The 17,263-nt window shown below is 66.7% G+C and carries 18 protein-coding genes and 1 pseudogene; 6 read left to right on the forward strand and 13 right to left on the reverse strand.

Annotated elements, in window-relative coordinates; genetic code table 11:
- Positions 1-22: 22 nt before the first annotated feature.
- The gene (locus JK358_RS12610) at positions 23-370 is read left to right on the forward strand and encodes a hypothetical protein (protein WP_201947033.1); all 348 of its coding nucleotides are present in this window, start codon (positions 23-25) and stop codon (positions 368-370) included.
- A 69-nt stretch (positions 371-439) separates the two neighbouring features.
- Here JK358_RS12610 and JK358_RS12615 read toward each other — a convergent pair whose 3' ends face one another.
- Positions 440-577 carry a hypothetical protein gene (locus JK358_RS12615; protein WP_201947035.1) on the reverse strand — a complete coding sequence of 46 codons (138 nt, stop codon included), beginning with the start codon at positions 575-577 and terminating at the stop codon, positions 440-442.
- Positions 578-617: 40 nt separating this feature from the next.
- Between JK358_RS12615 and JK358_RS12620 the strand changes: the two genes are divergently transcribed.
- Positions 618-872: a type II toxin-antitoxin system Phd/YefM family antitoxin gene (locus tag JK358_RS12620; RefSeq protein WP_201947037.1), complete on the forward strand. Its 255-nt coding sequence runs from the start codon at positions 618-620 to the stop codon at positions 870-872.
- On the forward strand, positions 865-1,284 hold the full coding sequence (locus JK358_RS12625; protein ID WP_201947038.1) for a PIN domain-containing protein: 420 nt from the start codon (positions 865-867) through the stop codon (positions 1,282-1,284). Before JK358_RS12620 ends, JK358_RS12625 begins: the two co-directional genes overlap by 8 nt.
- Positions 1,285-1,313: 29 nt before the next feature.
- On the opposite strand, the gene JK358_RS12630 is transcribed toward JK358_RS12625, so the two are convergent.
- From JK358_RS12630 to rplN, 9 genes are all read right to left on the reverse strand, one after another.
- On the reverse strand, positions 1,314-2,270 hold the full coding sequence (locus JK358_RS12630) for an ADP-ribosylglycohydrolase family protein (protein WP_232851167.1): 957 nt from the start codon (positions 2,268-2,270) through the stop codon (positions 1,314-1,316).
- A gap of 119 nt (positions 2,271-2,389) precedes the next feature.
- A complete protein-coding gene (locus JK358_RS12635) occupies positions 2,390-2,683 on the reverse strand; it encodes a hypothetical protein (RefSeq protein ID WP_201947040.1) in 294 nt (97 codons plus the stop codon).
- A 9-nt stretch (positions 2,684-2,692) separates the two neighbouring features.
- Complete coding sequence (locus tag JK358_RS12640; protein WP_201947042.1) at positions 2,693-4,135, reverse strand: WXG100-like domain-containing protein; 1,443 nt, start codon at positions 4,133-4,135, stop codon at positions 2,693-2,695.
- Positions 4,136-4,139: 4 nt separating this feature from the next.
- The gene (locus JK358_RS12645) at positions 4,140-4,442 is read right to left on the reverse strand and encodes a WXG100 family type VII secretion target (protein WP_201947045.1); all 303 of its coding nucleotides are present in this window, start codon (positions 4,440-4,442) and stop codon (positions 4,140-4,142) included.
- Positions 4,439-4,762 (reverse strand): WXG100 family type VII secretion target, encoded by a 324-nt coding sequence (locus tag JK358_RS12650; protein ID WP_201947047.1) that lies wholly within the window; start codon positions 4,760-4,762, stop codon positions 4,439-4,441. The genes JK358_RS12645 and JK358_RS12650 overlap by 4 nt, the downstream gene beginning before the upstream one ends.
- Positions 4,763-4,910: 148 nt before the next feature.
- Positions 4,911-5,096, reverse strand: coding sequence for a type Z 30S ribosomal protein S14 (locus JK358_RS12655; RefSeq protein ID WP_029923637.1), 186 nt, complete (start codon positions 5,094-5,096; stop codon positions 4,911-4,913).
- 3 nt (positions 5,097-5,099) lie between these two features.
- Complete coding sequence (gene rplE / locus JK358_RS12660) at positions 5,100-5,666, reverse strand: 50S ribosomal protein L5 (RefSeq protein ID WP_157388598.1); 567 nt, start codon at positions 5,664-5,666, stop codon at positions 5,100-5,102.
- A gap of 1 nt (position 5,667) precedes the next feature.
- Positions 5,668-5,982: a 50S ribosomal protein L24 gene (rplX, locus tag JK358_RS12665; protein ID WP_067574588.1), complete on the reverse strand. Its 315-nt coding sequence runs from the start codon at positions 5,980-5,982 to the stop codon at positions 5,668-5,670.
- A 2-nt stretch (positions 5,983-5,984) separates the two neighbouring features.
- Entirely contained in the window at positions 5,985-6,353 is a 369-nt protein-coding gene (gene rplN, locus JK358_RS12670; RefSeq protein ID WP_030513395.1) for a 50S ribosomal protein L14, read from the reverse strand.
- Between the two features lie 370 nt (positions 6,354-6,723).
- Between rplN and JK358_RS12675 the strand changes: the two genes are divergently transcribed.
- The 3 genes from JK358_RS12675 to JK358_RS12685 all read left to right on the forward strand — a co-directional run bounded on the left by JK358_RS12675 (position 6,724) and on the right by JK358_RS12685 (position 13,044).
- Positions 6,724-8,778 carry a M13 family metallopeptidase gene (locus JK358_RS12675; RefSeq protein ID WP_201947049.1) on the forward strand — a complete coding sequence of 685 codons (2,055 nt, stop codon included), beginning with the start codon at positions 6,724-6,726 and terminating at the stop codon, positions 8,776-8,778.
- Positions 8,779-8,894: 116 nt separating this feature from the next.
- Entirely contained in the window at positions 8,895-10,943 is a 2,049-nt protein-coding gene (locus JK358_RS12680) for a M13 family metallopeptidase (protein WP_307817485.1), read from the forward strand.
- A gap of 64 nt (positions 10,944-11,007) precedes the next feature.
- The gene (locus tag JK358_RS12685; protein WP_201947051.1) at positions 11,008-13,044 is read left to right on the forward strand and encodes a M13 family metallopeptidase; all 2,037 of its coding nucleotides are present in this window, start codon (positions 11,008-11,010) and stop codon (positions 13,042-13,044) included.
- On the opposite strand, the gene JK358_RS12690 is transcribed toward JK358_RS12685, so the two are convergent.
- The 3 genes and pseudogenes from JK358_RS12690 to JK358_RS12700 form a co-directional block, all read right to left on the reverse strand.
- A complete protein-coding gene (locus tag JK358_RS12690) occupies positions 13,034-13,387 on the reverse strand; it encodes an MmcQ/YjbR family DNA-binding protein (protein ID WP_201947053.1) in 354 nt (117 codons plus the stop codon). The genes JK358_RS12685 and JK358_RS12690 overlap by 11 nt on opposite strands.
- Before the next feature lie 35 nt (positions 13,388-13,422).
- Positions 13,423-15,549 (reverse strand): amylo-alpha-1,6-glucosidase, encoded by a 2,127-nt coding sequence (locus tag JK358_RS12695; protein ID WP_201947055.1) that lies wholly within the window; start codon positions 15,547-15,549, stop codon positions 13,423-13,425.
- A gap of 371 nt (positions 15,550-15,920) precedes the next feature.
- Positions 15,921-16,976: pseudogene (locus JK358_RS12700) on the reverse strand (glycosyltransferase family 4 protein); the annotation flags it as partial.
- Positions 16,977-17,263: the final 287 nt, after the last annotated feature.

The raw sequence follows: 17,263 nt of genomic DNA on the forward strand, positions 1-17,263 counted from the left end.
CTCCGCTGAACAAGGAGTACGGATGACGAGAACAGCCGTGGCGATCACGGTTTCCGCTGCGGCCATCGCGCTGGCCGGATGCGGCGCGAGCGAAACGACAACGGCCACAACGGCCCCCGCGCCGACGACCACCCAGCCGGCCGCCACACCCCCCGCCGCCCCCATGGACCTGCGCGCCTCGACCTGCCGCGACCTGCTCCCGATGGTCGCGCAAACCCGCAACGGCGGTGGCGACGGCGCGGTGACCAAAGCCGTCGAAGACGCCATCGCCTGGATGCCGACCACCCCGGAGTGGACCTCCCTGAGCGAAGAAGACCGGCAGGCCGCCATCGACGGCGTCCGCGATGCGGCGACCGGCACCTGCGGCTGACTCGCTGCGATCAGGTCGCCTTTCGGACAGCCGGGAGGTAGGCCCACACCTCGCCGCGGCGGGGGCTGGTCACCGGTCGGTGTCCGGCCCGTCGGTGTCGGCGTACTCCGCGGCTAGCTGCTCGTGCTGTCGTGCGGTGGTTGTTCCGTCGGCCTGCTCGATCGCTGCGGCGTTCTCCACCGCACGACGCATGCGATCTGCGCGCACAACATAGCATCGGATAGCATCGATTGCTATATTGAAGCGTATGACGAAGACGATTACGCAGGCCGAGCTACGCAATGGCAGCGCGGGCGTAATGGATGCGCTGGAAGCCGGTGAGGACTTCGTCATCACCCGCAACGGAAAGCCGGTCGGGGAGCTGAGGCCGATTGCACCGCAGCGGAATCCGACTGTCGCGGAACTCAAAGCGCGTTTGGCAGGTATCAGTCGCAGCGCGGACAGCGCCGAGGAGCGAGCCGAAATCGACGCCGTATTCGGGGAGGATCGGATCGATGACTGAGGTCGTATCGAACGATCGCTTGCCGGAGGGGCTTCTCGACACGTATGTGCTCATCGACATCGGCACCATCGACGATGCACTACTGCCGATTCGGGCGAGGATCAGCACAGTCACCCTCGCGGAGCTCGGCTTGGGCATCGCCGTCGCGGCGACGCCCGCGGCGCTGGCGCTGCGCACCGAACGCCTGCTGGCCATCGAGCACAGCTTCGACGCGCTGCCGTTCTGCACAGCGGCCGCACGCCGCTTCACATCGATGACGAAGCTCGTTGTCGCAGCCGGCCGCAATCCCAAACCGCGCCGGATGGATTTGATGATCGCCGCGATCGCATCAGCGAACAACCTGCCCCTGTTCACTCGCAACGCGGACGACTTCAAAGACTTGGAACCCCTGCTGACCATGATCGCGGTCTGAGTACGTATTCCAGGGCAGATGCCGTTCGGTCACTTCGTGCTGGGGAACCATCTTCGAACGCGCCCGAGACCGGCGGGCTTGCGGAGGCGAATCTGGTGAAACCAGTCGGGTAATGGTTCTCGCGCAGTGAGCCAGGTTTGCGGGACTCCGGTGGATCGGACGGTGCCCGTGTAGGCGGCGACGATGCCTCCGGCAATGGCGCTTGTGGTGTCGATGTCGCCGCCCACGGCAATGCAGGTGACGATCGCGGCAGAGTAGTCGGTCAGGTGGGTTGCCGCTACCCAGATCGTGAAGGGAACTGTGTTCTGAGCGGTCACCAGAGATCCATTGCCCAGTTCGTTCGCGGCCTGCTCGGCGGAGGCGCCGAGCAGGTCACGGGCGCGGTGAATACCGTGAGTCGTCTCGCCGGGTTCCAGCCCATCCAGGACTGTGGCGATGAATTCCTGTGGGCTGGGGCGGAATCCGCGCAGGCGTGCGTGCGCGGCGACGCAGGCCGCCAGTGCTACTGCTGCTGCGCCGGCGGTTCCTTCGGGATGCATGTGTGTTACCTGTGCCGACCTGATCGCTTCCGCGACAGCCCTTTCGGGTTCACCGGCGTGGAAGGCGCCCAGTGGGGCGACTCGCATGGCGGCGCCGTTTCCGTAGGAGCCTCGGTTATCGAAGGCGGTCCCTGCGGCCTGCCGCCAGTGCACACCGTTGCCGATCCGGCGCAGCGTGTCGGCTGCCATGAACCCGTAGTCGCGGTGCGGTGAGAACCGTTCGGCGAAAGCCTTGGCGATCCGGTCCTGATCGATCGTCCCATGGCGCAGGAGTTCGGCGACCAGGGTGCAGGCCATTTCGGTGTCGTCGGTCCAGGCCCACGGTCCGGGCGGGCGGTCGCCCGCACGGATGTCAGGAATCGAACGGCGCATCACAGGGAATTCCGCACCGAGGGCGTCGCCCACGGATAGGCCATCGAGGGAGTCGAGCATCAGGTCGATGTGCATCGCGCCAGATGGTACCGGCTGGCGACGGGTCGACTCAGAGGGATAACGCGCTCCGGGAGCCGTCGAGAACGGCAGGGTCGCGGTGGGCGTAGCTGGTGAAGTTGATGTAGAGCTGGGAGCTACTCAGGTCGGCCATCGGTGTGATCGGGTACCGGCCGGCCTTCTTTGTCGAACCATCGGCCTGACGCATCCTGGGTCCAGCCCTCGAACTCCGTGCCCTCCAGATCATTGCTGAATCGGCCGCCGTACCCCGGGGTCTCACCGACCGGTGCCGGCGGCAGGTTCCGGCGACGCTCGTTGAATTCGTCGAGTACCTTTTGCGCGCGAGCAAGCTCCTCGTCGGATGGGATGAGCCCCAGCGCGTCGCCTTCCTCTCGGGTGTAGAAGATCTTCCCACCAAACTTTTCCGGCATCGCTTCCTCCTACATCTCCACCATCTGGATGACAGTTCTGCCCGTCGCGGGGTCGAATACCTTGGACTTCACGAAGAAGTTCGTTCCCGAGGGGAACAGCACCTCGTCCGGAGTTCCGTACTGCGAGTAGTCCCGCCCGGTCTTACTGACAATCTGAAATTCAACCTTCGAGTTCTGCACCGTGAACTCGTTCACTCCCCTGGGGTTCACGCTTGACGAGGTGAACCCGACTTCGGTGTGTGGTTTGCCCGGCTCGTAGCGGGCCAACTGCTCCGGGGTCAGGTTGGTGAACCGAGTCACCGCGCCTTCGTGGGTAGGCAGCTTGTTCAAAGCCCTGTTGAAAGCATCGATCTGGGCTTGCTGCTCAGGGGTGACCGTGCCGTTTCGCAAAGCGGCGGTGAGGCTTTCGCCATTCTTGGTGTTCGGGCCCTGCAGCAGTGCCGCCCGTTCGTCGTCGGTGAGGCGGTTCCAGAGCGCGGCCGGATTGCTGTCGCCGTCCAGCTGCTTCGCCTTGGCGGCCGCGTCTTTGGACTTCTGCAGGTCCCGGCGCGCCGCGCGCGCTGCCTTCGCTGCCTGCAGGGCTGCACGCCACTCCCCGATCTTGGCGGCGATGCGGGCGCCGTAGACGGTCGCGGTGGCGGCGGTCGCCGCGCCGGCGACCAGCAGGCTCGCGCCGAAGGTGATCCAGGACGTGGCCACACTGATGGCCCACTCCGTCGCGATGGTTATCGCGAGCTCTTCGAGGATCTGCTTGAGCATCTTCTCGCGCAGATTCCACAGATCGTCTTTGTAATCGGTGCACAGCTTCGACAGCTCGCCACAGGCGGCGAGAATGTCGTCGAGAGCCGTCTGCAAACCGCGCAGCTGTTGTGCGATGACGGCCGCGTCCTCGGCATCGCAGCCGTCCATGACAGTGGCCGCATTGCTCAGCACGGAGGCCAGATTCGCGGTGTAGTTGTTCTGCAGGCGATTCCACGCGTCGGCGGCGGTCTGGAGATCGTCGGTGTCACCGTCTGGAACGGCGATGCCGATCGAGCCCGCCAACTCCACGAGCGAATCGACGGCATCGTGGTAGCCGCCGCGCGAACCACCGGCGGAGGTCGGGCTGCCGTAGTAATTGCAGACCGGCATCGGCATTTCCGGCATGGCGGCCGGCGCGCCGGACTTGGTGAGGGTGCTGTTGTAGTCGGCCAGGTAGTGGGTGTAGCCGTTCTGGATGATCACCCGGCCCAGGCGCGTCACGCCCTCCCCGAGATCGGAGACCAGAGTCAGAACCTCGGCCGCTCGCTCGTCGTAGTCCTTGGCCCACGCCACGCCCTCCTCGTCCGCGCCGGCCATGGCGTCACACGAGCTCATGGCCTTCATTTCGGTGAGGAACGCCGTCTGCAGCGCGTCGGTGAACCCGAAGCAGGCCCGGCCGACGCTGTAGTACGCGCCGAATTCGAGATTCATAGAGCTATTGACCGAGCCTCTTCAGGTTCGCCGCCACCGCGCTCGTGTAGTTGCCGTGCGCGGTCTGGGCCGCCTTCTCAAGGACCTGCAAACCCTCCTGCACATCCGTCGCACCGTCCGCCCACTCCTGGTGCGCGACCTGGTACGCGGTGGCCGCCTCGCCGTTCCACGAGGTCATCGCCGCCTGGGCCTTGGTGTCCAGCGCGGTGAGCTGATCGATGACAAACGCCTTCAGGGCACGCATCCGGGCGGTGACATCGTCCAGATGGGCCAGGTCGACCGAGTACCCCTCGCCCGCGACGCTCATGGCAGATTCAGGGACGAGACGGCAGCACCGAAATCGGTGTCGGCCTGCTGAAAGTTCTCCGCGGTGATCCCCAGCTTCGCGGCAAGCTCGAACAGGGTGTCCCACACATCCAGTGCGCCTCGGTGCATCTCGTCCCACCCGGCGAGATAGGAATCGGCGGCCGCGCCCTTCCAGGTGGTCATCAACCCCTGCACCTCGCCATCGAGACCGGCCGACGCCGAACGCAATTCATCGGCGATCCGATACGCCGCCCGGCCGAAACCCTGCACATCATCCGGGATCACCTCGAACTGTCCCGCGGTCCCGCCAGTTATCGCCACTTTCACCCTCCCGACCAACTATCGCTGACTCTAACGTGCTGGCTGTTAGCCGGCATCGGCAGGACCGTGGAAACAGCCAAGGGCCCTCCCGAGTCGGAACTCGGGAGGGCCCTTGGGGATTCAGTGGTCCGGGGTCACCAGGGGGTGATTACCAGGACGACTTGTGCACGCCCGGGAGCTCGCCGCGGTGGGCCATCTCACGGAGGCAGACGCGGCAGAGGCCGAACTTGCGGTAGACGGCGTGCGGGCGGCCGCAGCGCTGGCAGCGGGTGTAGGCGCGCACAGCGAACTTCGGCTTGGCGTTGGCCTTGTTGATCAGAGCCTTCTTAGCCATGGATCAGTTCTCCTTGAACGGGAAGCCGAGGTGCTTCAGGAGGGCGCGGCCTTCCTCGTTGTTGGTCGCGGTGGTGACCACGGTGATGTCCATACCGCGGGGGCGGTCGATCTTGTCGACGTCGATCTCGTGGAACATGGACTGCTCCGAGAGGCCGAAGGTGTAGTTGCCGTTGCCGTCGAACTGCTTCGGCGACAGACCGCGGAAGTCGCGGATACGCGGCAGCGCGATGGAGATCAGGCGATCCAGGAACTCCCACATGCGGTCGCCGCGCAGGGTGACCTTCGCGCCGATCGGCATGCCCTCACGCAGCTTGAACTGCGCGATGGACTTGGTGGCCTTGCGGATCTCGGGCTTCTGGCCGGTGATCAGGGTGAGGTCGGCGACCGCACCGTTGATCAGCTTGGCGTCACGGGCGGCGTCGCCGACACCCATGTTGACGACAACCTTGACCACGCCGGGGATCTGCATCACGTTGGCGTAGTTGAACTCGCTCTGCAGCGCGTCCTTGATCTCGGCGCGGTAGCGCGCCTTCAGGCGCGGCTGCACCTTGTTCTCAGTAGAAGTCATCTCAGATGTCCTTCCCGTTGCGACGGGAGATGCGGACCCGCTTGCCGTTCTCGTCGGTGCGGTAGCCCACGCGGGTCGGCTTGCCGTCGGAGTCGACGACCATCACGTTGGAGGCCTGGATCGGCGCTTCCTGGGTGACGATGCCGCCCGAGCTGGCGCCACGCTGGTTCGCGGAGTTCGCGACGTGCTTCTTGATGCGGTTGACGCCCTCGACCAGGACCTTGCCGGTCGCCGGGTAGGCCTGGATGACCTTGCCCTTGGCGCCCTTGTCCTTACCCGAGACGACGATGACCGTGTCGCCCTTGTGCACCTTCATGGTCAGAGCACCTCCGGGGCCAGCGAAACGATCTTCATGAAGCGCTTGTCGCGCAGCTCACGGCCGACGGGGCCGAAGATGCGGGTGCCACGCGGATCGTTGTCCGCCTTGATGAGCACCGCGGCGTTCTCATCGAACTTGATGTACGAACCATCCGGACGACGACGCTCCTTGACGGTGCGCACGACGACCGCCTTGACGACATCGCCCTTCTTGACGTTGCCGCCGGGGATGGCGTCCTTGACGGTGGCGACGATGACGTCACCGATACCGGCATAGCGACGCGACGAACCACCGAGCACGCGGATGCAGAGGATTTCCTTCGCACCCGTGTTGTCGGCGACGCGCAGTCGCGACTCTTGCTGAATCACTTCAGCTCCTCCTAGACCTGGACGTAATGCACGCCGGATTGCCGACCCGACGGGCATGGTCAGTTGCCCTTCGCACGCGCGCCTGCCAGCGGTTTTCACCGATCTGGATAGACCGAACCGCTGTGGGTTCGCGGCCGAAGTGCGGGCATAGCTCCCGCAGGCAACCGGTCTAGTGTAGCCAAGCCCCAGGTCACGCCCAAATCAGGGTGGCCGGACCCACATCGGGGTCACCCCGGCGACCGCACGCCGACGGCTGCGGCGGGACACGCGCCGACGGTCGCCGCCTTCAGGTCATCCTCAGTTCGGTCCATTAGCGTTCGCGAACAGCAAGGTCCGAGCAAATCCGATTGTCCCCCGGAGGAGATTCGCGTTGTCGTCCGAGCGCCCCCTAGCCCTCGATCGCCGCAAGTTCCTGGTCGCCCTGGGCCTGGTGCCCGCGACCGCACTGCTGCTGCCCGCCTGCTCCCGATCGGACGACACGACGCCGTCCTCGCATCAGCTGATCGGGCCGGACATGTCGGGTTCGGATCCGGCCGTCCGGCCGCAGGACGATCTCTACCGATTCGTCAACGGCCGCTGGCTCGACAAGTACCAGCTGCCCGCGGACAAGGTGTCCTTCGGCACCTTCGACGAGGTGAACGATCGGGTCGAGGGACAGCTGAAGGACATCGTCCAGGGCATCCACAACCCGGAATCCGGCACCGATGACCAGCGCATCCGCGATCTGTACGACGCCCGGATGGACGAGACCGAACTCGACACACTCGGCGTGACGCCACTGCGGGACGTCTTCGACAGCATCGACAAGGCGCAGACCAAACCGGAACTGGCTCAGGTGATGGGCGGTATGCCCCGGGCCGGGCTGATCGGGCTGGGCGTGGTGCCCAATCCGAAGGACTCCAACACCTATCTGCCGTGGGTCGTTCAGGCCGGCACCGGCCTGGACGAGCAGTACTACAACGACCCCGAGAACGCCGACAAGCTCACCGCCTACCGCGCGTTCATGGCGAAGATCGCCGAGGCGGCGGGCTTCGCCGAATCGGATGCCCTGGCCCAGCGGGTGGTGGATCTGGAATCCCGGATCGCCCGCGATCAGTGGGACAACGTCAGGACCCGCGACACCGAGGCGACCTACAACCTGATGTCCTGGGACGAGCTCAAAGCCGCTGCCCCGCAATTCGATTGGGATCCGTGGCTGGCCGGCGTCACCGACCGCCCGAAGGATCTGTTCCGCACGCTCAATGTGGCCGAGCCGTCGTTCATGACCGGCGCGGCGCAGCTGTGGGGGCTGGTGGACCTCGGCACCTGGCGCGACTACCTGAAGCTGACCCTGGTGCGCGAGTTCGCGCCGTACCTGCAGAAGGAGATCCGCGACGCGAACTTCGACTTCTTCGGCAAGACCATGTCCGGCCTCGAGCAGCAGCCCGAACCGTGGAAGGCGGCACTGGCCGCCGTCAACTCGAATGTGGGCGACGCGCTCGGAAAACTGTACGTGGACAAGCATTTTCCGCCCGAGGCCAAGAAGCAGGCGCTGGCCATGGTGGACGAGCTGCGGGCCGCCTACAAGGTGAACTTCCAGAATTCGACCTGGATGTCACCGCCGACCCGGGACGCCGCCATCGTGAAGCTGGACAAGATCAACGCGAAGATCGGCTACCCCGACAAGTGGGAGGACTACGCCACACTCACGATCGTGCGCGGCAAGCTGGTCGAATCCCTGCGCAATGCCGAGAAATTCGAGGTGACGCGGATGTTCGACCGCCTCGGCACCAAGGTCGACAAATCCGAGTGGGGCATGCCGCCGCAGACGGTGAACGCCTACTACAACGCGAGCGCCAACGAGATCGTCTTCCCGGCCGCCTTCCTGCAACCGCCGTTCTTCGACCCGGACGCCCAGCCCGCGGTGAACTTCGGCGCGGGCGGCGCGGTCATCGGCCACGAGATCGGCCACGGCTTCGACGATCAGGGCTCCAAATACGACGGCGACGGCAATCTGAAGGACTGGTGGACCCCCGAGGACCGCGCGGCCTTCGAAGCCAAGACCAAGCAGCTGATCGACCAGTACAACCGGCTGGTGCCCGCGGGTCTGCCGGCCGATCAGCACGTCAACGGCGAGCTCACCGTCGGCGAGAACCTGGCCGACCTGCGCGGGCTGGAGATCTCGCTGGCGGCCTACCGCGCCCTGCAGCAGCGAAACGGCGTCCAGCAGACCGATTTCCGGCCGGTGTTCGAATCCTGGGGCCGCACCTGGCGCACCAAGCAGACCACCGCGGCGCTGGAGAACCAGATCGCCAACGACCCGCACTCCCCCGCCGAATTCCGCTGCAACCAGGTGGTGCGGAACCTGGCCGACTTCTACGCCACCTATGACGTGAAGGAAGGCGACAAGCTGTTCCTCGCGCCGGACCAGCGCGTCACCCTCTGATCGCGCCGAGTCGGCCGGGACGCCGCTCGACCCGGCCGACTCGCGGCGACGCCGGTAGCCTCGTGCCGACAGTCGGCGGCCGGTGGGGCGCCGCCGCCCGCAGAGAGGGGTCCCCCGTGACATCGTCCGGTCCGGTCCGCATGGATCGCCGTGCCTTCCTCATCGCGCTCGGTCTCGCACCGACCGCCGCCTGGCTGGCCTCCTGCAGTGCCGACGATTCGCCGGGGACCACCGTCACGCCCTCGAAGGGACCGGACCTGTCCGGCGCGGATCCCGCCGTGCGGCCGCAGGACGACCTGTACCGCAGCGTCAACGGCACCTGGCTGCGCGACTACCAGCTGCCCGCCGACAAGGTGTCGTTCAGCGCCTTCGACGAGGTCGGGGATCGGGTGCAGGAGCAGTTGCGGGTCATCATCGAGGAGATCGAGGACCCGGCGGACGGCAGCGAGGCCCAGCACATCCGCGATCTCTACGACGCGCGGATGAACCTGGACGAGATCGAGCGCCTCGGCACCACCCCGCTGGAGGATCTGTTCCGGCTCGTCGACTCCTCGGCCACCAAGGCGGATCTGGCCAAGGTGATGGCGCTGCTGCCGGTGGGCGGGCTCATCGGCATGGGCGTCTCCATCGACCGCAAGAACTCCAACGCCTACATCGCCGAGGTGTCGCAGTCCGGGCTCGGCATGGGCGAACAGTACTACCGCAAGCCGGAATTGGCGTCCAAGCGCGCGGCGTATCAGACCCTGCTGGAGGGCATCGGCAAGGGCGCGGGCTTCACCGACCCGACGGGCATGGCCGCGCGGGTGCTGGATCTGGAGACCCGGATCGCGGCCGGGCACTGGGACAATGTGAAGGCCCGCAACACCGACCTCACCTACAACCGCCTGTCCTGGACCGAAATGGTCGCGCTGGCACCGCAATTCGATTGGGACACGTGGCTGGCGGGCATGACCGACCGGCCCAGGAATCTGTTCGACACCGTCATCGTGCGCCAGCCCTCCTATGTCACCCATGCCGGAAACCTGTGGCACGACGTGGATCTCGGGCTGTGGAAGGAATACCTGAAGCTCTACCTGGTGCGCACCTACGCGCGCTATCTGCCGAAGGCCGTCTCCGACGTCAACTTCGAGTACGTCAAGGTGATGAACGGGCTGGAGAAGCGCCCGGACACCTGGAAGTCCGCGGTCGCCACGGTGGACGAGAACCTGGGCGAGCAGCTCGGAAAACTGTACGTGGACAAGCACTTTCCCAAGGACGCCAAGGACCAGGTGCTGGCCATGGTGGACGATCTCAAGGCCGCCTACCGGGAGAACTTCCGCAACTCCACCTGGATGTCGCCGGCCACCCGCGACGCCGCGCTCGCCAAGCTGGACAAGATGCAGGCGCACATCGGATACCCGGACAAGTGGCAGGACTACACGGGGCTGAAGATCACGCGCGGCCGGCTCATCGAATCCCTGCGCGCGGTCAACGCTTTCGAATCCAAACGGAACATGGACCGGCTGGGCACCGTGGTCGACCGCAACGAGTGGGTGTCGAATCCGCAGACGGTCAACGCCTTCTACGCGCCGGTGTTCAACCGCATCACCTTCCCGGCCGCCTTCCTGCAGCCGCCGTTCTTCGACAAGGACGCGCTGCCGGCGGTGAACTTCGGGGCGGGCGCGGCCGTCATCGGGCACGAGATCGGGCACGGCTTCGACGATCAGGGTTCCAAGTACGACGGCGACGGCAACCTCGCGAACTGGTGGACGCCGGAGGACAGGGCCGCCTTCGAGGCCCGCACCGCGAAGATCATCGCGCAGTACGACGCGCTCGTCCCCGACGGGCTGGCACCCGATCAGCATGTGGACGGGGAACTCACCGTCGGCGAGAACGTCGCCGACCTGCGCGGCCTGCAGATGTCGCTGGCGGCCTTCGCCATCGCCGAGAAGCGGCGCGGCGTCGGCGATCCCGATCACCGGGCGCTGTTCGAATCGTGGGCGCGCAACTGGCGGGACAAGTCGACCAAGGCCTACACCGAACGCCTGCTGTCCAGCGACACCCATGCGCCCGCCGAATTCCGGGCCAACCAGGTCGTGCGCAATCTGCCGGAGTTCTATGCCGCCTACGGGGTGAAGGACGGCGACAAGCTGTTCCTCGCGGAGGATCAACGGGTCACGTTCTGAGGTACCGGCATGCCAGGATGGGTCATCGTTTTCGCGTACAGCGCAAACCTCGAGAGGATCTCTGATGACGGCATCGGGCCCATCGCGGCTGGACCGGCGCGGCTTTCTGATCGCACTGGGCCTGGTGCCCGCCGCCCTGGCACTCGGGGCCTGTTCGGACGATCCGGCCCCGAAGGTGTTGAAGGGGCCGGACATGTCCGGGGCGGATCTGGCGGTCCGGCCGCAGGACGACCTGTACCGGCACGTCAACGGGGCGTGGCTGCGGGACTACAAGTTGCCGCCGGATCGGGTCGCCTACGGCGTCGGCGCGGAGGTGGCCGATCGGATCCGGGATCAGTTGAAGGCCATCATCGAAGGCATTCACGATCCCGAGCCGGGCACCGAGGCACAGCAGATTCGCGACTTCTACGATGCGTGGCTGGATATGGACGGCATCGAGCGGCTGGGGATGACGCCGCTGGCGGATCTGCTCGCCAAACCGGATAAGGCGGCGACCAAGGCCGAATTGGCGCGCGTGATGGGCGAATTGCCGATCGGCGGGCTGATCGGGCTGGGCGTCACGGTGGATTCCAAGAAGTCGGACAGCCATATCGGATATGTCGGCCAGTCCGGGATCGGGCTGTCGGAGGACTACTACCGCAAGCCCGAATACGCGGAGATCCGCACCGAGTACCGGACCTATCTGGAGCAGATCGCCACCGGTGCGGGGCTCGCGGATCCGGCGGGCGTGGCGCAGCGGGTCTTCGATCTGGAGACCAGGATCGCGGCGAACCACTGGGACAATGTGCGGCTGCGTGACGCCGAAGCCGGATACAACAAGCTGCGCTGGGCCGAAATGACCGCGCTCGGACCGGAATTCGATTGGGATCCGTGGCTGGCCGGGGGCACCGATCGACCCAAGGACCTGTTCGCGGAATTGATCGTGGGCCAGCCGTCGTATGTCACCGCCGCCGCGAAACTGTGGGCCGAGGTGGATATCGCGGTGTGGCGGGAGTATCTGAAGATCGCCGTCATCCGCGAGTACGCCACGTATCTGCCACGCACACTGTCGGATCCGCACTTCCGGTTCTTCGCGACGGTGCTCAACGGGCAGCAGGAGCGGGCCGAACGCTGGAAGTCCGGGATCAGCCAGGTGAACGGGCTGCTGGGTGAACCGCTCGGCAAACTGTATGTGGCGCAGCACTTCCCGGAATCCTCCAAGCAGCAGGTCCAGGCCATGGTAGACGACCTGATGGCGGCCTACCGCGCGGATTTCCGGGCTTCGAGCTGGATGTCGCCCGCCACCGTGGACGCGGCCCTGCAGAAACTCGACAAGATGTCGGTGAAGATCGGCTACCCGGACAAGTGGGAGGACTACTCCGGGCTGAAGATCACCCGCGGCAGACTCGTCGAATCCCTGCTCGCCGCCAATGTTTTCGGCGTCCGGAAGATGTTCGCGCGGCTGGGCACCCCCGTCGACAAGTCCGAGTGGAACTCCACGCCGCAGACGGTGAACGCCTTCTACTCCCCCACCAATAACGAAATCACTTTCCCCGCAGGCTATCTCCAGCCGCCGTACTTCGGCCCCGACGCCTCCGCCGCCGTCAACTACGGCGCGGTCGGCGCGACCATCGGGCACGAAATCGGGCACGGCTTCGACGATCAGGGCTCCAAATACGATGCCGACGGCAATCTGAAGGAATGGTGGACCGCCGAGGACCGCGCCGCGTTCGAAGCCAAATCCGCACGGCTGGTGGAACAGTTCGACGCTCTGGTCCCGGAGGGCCTGGACCCGAGCCAGCACGTGGACGGCTCCCTCACCCTCGGGGAGAACCTCGCCGACCTGCGCGGCCTGCAGATCGCCCTGGCCGCCTACCGGGATTCCGAAAAACGTTCCGGCAACGACAATCCCGACTATCGCGCGCTGTTCCTCTCGCATGCCGTGAGCTGGCGCAGCACCATGACCAAGGAACTGCTGATCAACTCCCTCACCGACAGCCACGCCCCCGACGAGTTCCGCTGCAATCAGATCGTGCGCAACATCCCCGAATTCCACTCCACCTTCGAGGTGAAGGACGGCGACAAGCTCTACCTCGCACCGGATCAGCGCGTCAGTCTGTGACCCCGCCCGAATACTGCTCCAGCACCTTGCCGGGCGCGGCCTGCCGCCACGAGTCCTCGACGATGGCCCGCAGCTCCTCGAGGTCGTCGAGGGCCGCGAGCCGCACGCGCACCCACGCGTTGTAGGCCTCGTGCGCGGCGATCCAGAACTTGTCGGGCTCGGCCTGCACCAGTTCGTCGCGATCGGCGATCGGGCAGCGCACCGCCATGGAGGTCTCGCTCTCCGGCAGGGTCAGGAACAGCTTTCCGCTGACCCGGAAGGTGGGCATGTTCCACTCGAAGCCCTCCTTCACCTGGGGTAGCGAAAGTGCCGCCGCGCGAACATCATCCCCACTCGCCTTCATGGGAACGATGTTCGCAGGCGGGTACGACACCCGCGTCAGTGGGTGACGAGGGTCCAGGTGTCGGGGAGGTTGGTGGCGGTCACCCGGTCGCCTTCGACCGCGAGGTCGATGACCGTGCCGCCGAGGCGGAGGTCGGTGAGTTCGATGCGGCCCCAGCGGGCGGGGAGGTGCGGGAGGACAGTCAGCGTGCGGTGTGGGACGTCGGGATCCAGGCCGAGGAAGGAGCGGACCAGCAGCAGGGGCGCCGCACTCGCCCAAGCCTGGGGGGAACAGGAGGTCGGGTAGGGAACGGGGGCGGAGAATTTGGTCCGGGGGAAGCCGCAGAAGAGTTCGGGGAGGCGGCCGCCGAACGCGCCCGCCGCATCGAGGAGACCTTCGGCGAGACGGGTGGCCAGGTCGATCGCTCCGGGAATGTGGCGGTAGCGCAGGAGACCCGCCACCGCGATGGCGGTGTCGTGCGGCCAGACCGAGCCGTTGTGGTAGCTCATGGGGTTGTAGGCGCCCATGCGGGAGGAGAGGGTGCGCAGGCCGAATCCGGTGTCCATATCGGCGGCGGAGAGTTTCGAGATCACTTCCGCCGCATGGTCGTCGGTGACGATGCCGGACCAGAGGCAGTGGCCGATATTGCTGGTGAGGGAATCGAGGCGGCGTTTGTTCGCGTCGAGAGCCACTGCGAACCAGCCCTTTTCGGGGAGCCAGAAGGCTTCGGCGAATTTGGTGCGGAGTTCGGCGGCGCGGTCGCGGAGGTGGCCTGCGGTGGTGGCGTCGCCGAATTCCTCGGCCAGGTCGGCGCGGGCGCACAGGGCCGCGTAGACGTAGCCCTGGACCTCGCAGAGGGCGATGGGGGCCTCGGGGAGGTGGCCCGCCGCGTCGTTGATGCCGTCGAAGCTGTCCTTCCAGCCCTGGTTGATCAGGCCGCGGTCGGTGGCGCGGCGGTATTCGACGAAGCCGTCGCCGTCGCGGTCGCCGTAGTCGGCGATCCAGGCCAGCGCGGCATCGGCGGCGGGGAGCAGGGCGTGGACGGTGTCGGTATCGGCGCCCCAGCGGCGGGCCTGGGCCAGCAGCATGACGAAAAGCGGTGTGGCGTCGATGGTTCCGTAATAGGTTTCGCCGCCCAGGACCGCGCCGCTGGCGGGGCCGCGGCGCATCTCGTGCATGATGCGGCCGGGCTCCTCCTCGGTGAGCGGATCGACGCGCTGGCCCTGCATCTCGGCGAGCTGCTGCAGGGTGCCCAGTGCCAGACCGACATCGAGGGGCAGGGCCATCCAGGCGGTGAGCAGGCTGTCGCGGCCGAACAGGGTCATGAACCACGGTGCCCCCGCGGCGACGAAGGGGCGGCCGCCGCGCAGGTCGTCGTGGATCTGCAGAGCGCCAAGGTCGCTTTCGGTGCGCTGCAGCACCCAGGCCAGGGCCGGATCGCCCGCGGTGATGGTGGTGGCGGTGTCGCGCCAGGCCGCGATCTTGCGGCTGGGTTCGCTGAATTCGTAGTGCTCACCGGGGCGCAGCTGCGAATGGATGGACTGGTTGCCGAGGGTCGGTTGCGCCAGGATCTCGGTGGACCAGCTGCCACCCGCCGGGACCACGACGCGCCAGGCCAGCGAGCCCGGCAGTACCGAGGGAGTCTCGGAGGAGGACACCGCCAGACCCCGGGAGCGATCCGACCGGTCGGTGAGAAGCAATTCCACGTCACCCGTGAGGATTTCGGCGCGCGTATTGCCGCTGCGACCCTCCTTCACCGCGAACAGGTCCACGAAATCCGCGTCCACATGCAGTTGCAGATCGACGGCGGTGGTCTCCCGGCCCAGATTCTCGACCGTGATGGTTTCCCGCAAACCGTCCGCGACGAGTCGCTCCCGGACGATCAGAACAGTGCTGTCGGCGGCGCCGGCCCGGGGAGGCCGGCGCAATATGAACCGGGCGGTGAACGCCTCCGGACTCAATACCGACAGCGGCTCCGGCCGCTGCCCGTCCAGGCGCAGCTCCCACCGGGACAGCACGCGCGCGTCCCGGTAGAACAGCCCGTACGGGGTGCCCAGCTCGATATCACCGAGCCGGTCCGACAAGCAGAACGTGCTGCCCTCCACCAGAGTGATCGCGCCACCGCCCCCACCCAGGGTCGACGGCTCACCGGTGTTGAGTGCGGCCGGAGCCTCTGCGTTCATTCAAACCCTTCCTCCGATGGACCTGCCTCCGGCACGACGCCGGGCTCGAGGACAGGCGCTGAACCTGTTGCGTGACTTCCTGTTCCAGCGCATCCGGGCAGCAGCGCCTCCAGCGCGCTTCCGGACAGCATGCTCCCCGCCGCCAGCCCCTCCCCCGTCAACAGGACTGGATCGGTCGCCAGGTCGGCGACGGGATCCACCGGCGGTACGGCCGGGCTCGGCCCCCGGTTCGAATTCGGTCCGGACGCCCGATTCTTCGGGATGCGACCGGAACCGGTCCCACGCGTAGGCGCCCGGCCCGGACCCGTGCCCGTCGCCCGCGCGGGCTGGGTCGTGGTCTGGTGGGCGGCGGAGCCGTAGGTGCGGATGGTGGTGACGCGGCCGCGCCGGGGTTGACGGGTGCGGACCACCTGGCGGTAGATGTCCTCGTAGCCGCGGCCCAGGGTGTCGGCGCCGAAATGGGCGACGACGTGGGCGCGCATGGCCTCGGGGTCGTAGGTCTGGACCTCCTTGATCGCGGCGGGGAGTTCGGCGGGGTCGTCGCAGATGCGACCGGTGACGCCGTCGACGATGACCTCGGCGACCGCGCCGCCGCGCAGCGCCACCACGGGGGTGCCGCACACCATGGCTTCGATCATGACCATGCCGAAGGGTTCCTCCCAGCGGACCGGGAACAGCAGGCAGCGTGCCCGGGACAGCAGTTCTCGTTTGGCCGCGGCGTCGGCCATGCCGAACATGGTGTCGCGCTCGGTGAGCAGCGGCCTGACCGCGGAGTCGAAATACTTCACTTCGGGTGGTTCGGCGCATTTTCCGGCGAGGATCAGCGGCAGATCCGCGGCGTGCGCGGCCTCCAGTGCCAGATGCGGGGCCTTGGTCTCGGTGAAGCGGCCCAGGAACAGAGCGTAGTCCCGCTTCTCCGGCTGGAAGGGCCAATCCTGCACACGGAGCGCATTGTGCACGCGGCCCACCCAGTTCAGGTCGGGCGCGTTGGCGCGCTGCCGGTCGCTGATGGCGACCAGGTGGGCGTCGTCGCCGAGCTCGCTGTAGTAGACGTACGGGTCGCCGTCCACCGGCCCGTGCACGGTGACCACCAGCGGCAGGCCGAGGTCGCGGTAGGCGGGCATGTTCAGGACCCCGGCGAAGGTGTGATCGTGCACCAGATCGAAGCTGCCGCCGACCGCGAGTCGTTCGAGGGCGCGCCGGACCTTGAGCGCGTGCACCACCTCGGGGAACGGGTCGCCGAGCCGGTCGGCCTGGATGGTGTCCCAGAGCGGGACGAATCGCTGGGCCCGGGTGCCGTTCGCACCTGCTCCGAGCAGGGTCACCTCGTGGCCGCGCTCGACCAGGGCGTCGACCAGATCGGCGACCACGGCCTCGACGCCGCCGTACGCCTTGGGTGGCGTATCGAAATACGGGGGAACCACCATCGCGATCCGTAGTTTGCCGCCGCGATCAACGGGTAGAAATTCGAACGCGACCGATTCCGGGCCGGGCGCCGTGGATGCGCTCATAGCCCCTCCTTCCGGGACACACTTCGACACCCAGCAGCGGGCGTCGGTGGGTGGCCGTGGTCGGCGTGAAGATCGAAAGTGGCTGTCCCGCACCGTATCCAGGCGCGGCTCGAATCACTCCGGAGATGACGGAAGGAAATGAGCCGAGCAGGGAGGTACGACAGCGCGCTCTCGGTATGAACGCCTGATGATCGTCGCGCCGG

The sequence above is a fragment of the Nocardia acididurans genome, assembly GCF_016741815.1.
Lineage (GTDB): Bacteria > Actinomycetota > Actinomycetes > Mycobacteriales > Mycobacteriaceae > Nocardia > Nocardia acididurans.